Annotated in this window: 1 protein-coding gene and 1 pseudogene; both read right to left on the reverse strand. The window is 64.8% G+C overall.

Annotated features, from left to right (window positions below):
- The coding region (locus IVB32_RS02115) for a recombinase family protein (RefSeq protein WP_247409664.1) at positions 1-1651 on the reverse strand (1651 nt) is incomplete at its 3' end.
- A pseudogene (locus tag IVB32_RS02120) lies at positions 1641-1827 on the reverse strand (hypothetical protein); the annotation flags it as partial. The gene IVB32_RS02115 and the pseudogene IVB32_RS02120, both read right to left, overlap by 11 nt.

Genomic DNA, 1827 nt, shown 5'->3' on the forward strand with positions numbered 1-1827 from the left:
CGGCGGGCTTGAACACCGGGATGCGATAGTTCGAGCGCAGCGAGGTAACACGCTCGCGCGTCCAGCGATTGCCGTTACCGGTCTCGAGGCCGTTGCGGTTGAGGAGGCCGGCGATCAGATCGTCGCTGGCGATCAGCACCAGTCGGCGCACAGCCTCGATGATGTTGGCGGAGGTGCTGTTACGCTGCCCGCGCCGGCGCTTGGGCAGGCGTATCTCGCTGTGAACGCCGCCGACCCAGTGGACGATGAGGACGATCTCGGAGGCCGCATCGTCGATATCGGCCACGACCTCATGGATGAGGGTGCGCACAACGCGCTTCTTGAGGCGAGCATCCGTCGTCGGCGCATCCCAAACCGCTTTGAGGTTCGAGGCTAGAACGCCGAGCGAAGCTGGATCGGCAATGGGGGCGGGCGTCGCCGCCTCATGCATTGCGATCTTGCCCTCGACCTCCGCCGCGTGAGCGAGTGCCCTGTTCCAGCGCGCTTCAAGCTCGCCCGCCACCAGCCGGTTCGCGGGGTCAGCGGCATCGTACTGCCGGAAGGCCCGGTCGGCGGCATAGCGCGCCGCTTCGAGGTCGCGACTGAGAGCATCGCGCACCTGATCCCGCCGTTCCCTGGCTTCCTTGGCGGCCGCGGTTGCAGCGGCGATAGCGCCCGGACCGACGACGCCAAGCAGCGCTTCCTCGACTGCATCATCGACGCGCAGTCCGCCGAAGCCGATGCAGTGAGGGCCACCATTGTCCATCCAGGCGCGGCTGCAGCTGTAGCGCGGGATATGGTGCTTCATGCCGGAGTATCGGAGTGTGAGCTTGCGGCCGCAGCGCTTGCACCGGATCAGGCCGGCCAGCAGCCCGTCACCATGCTTGGGCGCGCCGTGATGCCGGCCGGTGGGAATGTTGCTGCTGACCATAGTGCGGATCGCCTCGAACCTCTCCCAGCTCACATACCCTTCGTGGGTGTTGGGCTTCAGCGCCAGCCATTCGTTCCGCGCCTTGCGGCGGATCTTCACGCTCACGCCTGCGGCGCTGTATCCCGCCGCCACAGCCGTCTTACCATAGGCATAGGCGCCGCCGTAGACCGGGTTCTCAATGATCCGGTGGATGGCGGAGTAGCTTGGTCGCCGCCAGGCCGTGTCGCCGCTGGTCTGCTTCACCGGCAGATCGAGATTGTACTCGTGGAGCCAGCAGAGCGCCTGTCGCGCGCTGCCCAGTTCCTCGACCTTGTCGAACACCAGCTTGATCGCCTCCTGGACACGCCCATCCGGATCTTTCTCATAATGATCGCCGGCCTTCACGAAGCCGACGGGCGCCGCCACAACCAACTCGCCCCGGCGCGCCTTCTCGTAGCGGGCCGAGAGCGAGCGCTGGCGCAACAGATCCAGCTCGTACTCGTTGAGGCTGCCCTTGAGCCCGAGCAGCAGGCGGTCGTTACCGTGCCTCGGTGCATAGATCGTCTCCTGATCGATCAGAACGGTATCGACCACGCGGCACATCTCGATGAGTTGCTGCCAATCCCGGCTGTTGCGGGCGAAGCGCGAGACTTCGCGGGCGCAAACCGCACCAACCTTACCGAGGCAAACCTCTGCTACCATTCGCTCGAAACCGGCGCGTTGCACGCCGCCGGCGGCTGAACGACCGAGATTATCTATCACTACGATCTCCTGACCACCCGAGTGCCGTCAGCCGGTCCCGCATGGCGTATTGCAATGCGCTGCTCTCGCGATTGTGCAACACCTGATGTGCTGAGGATTGGCGCACGTAAAGAATCGCCTTACGCTCCAGATGATGAGGCCTGACCTTGTCAGAGATCATGATCGACCCCCTTCGC

Origin of the sequence: Bradyrhizobium sp. 23, from assembly GCF_023073295.1 — a bacterium.
GTDB classification, from domain to species: Bacteria; Pseudomonadota; Alphaproteobacteria; order Rhizobiales; family Xanthobacteraceae; genus Bradyrhizobium; species Bradyrhizobium canariense_D.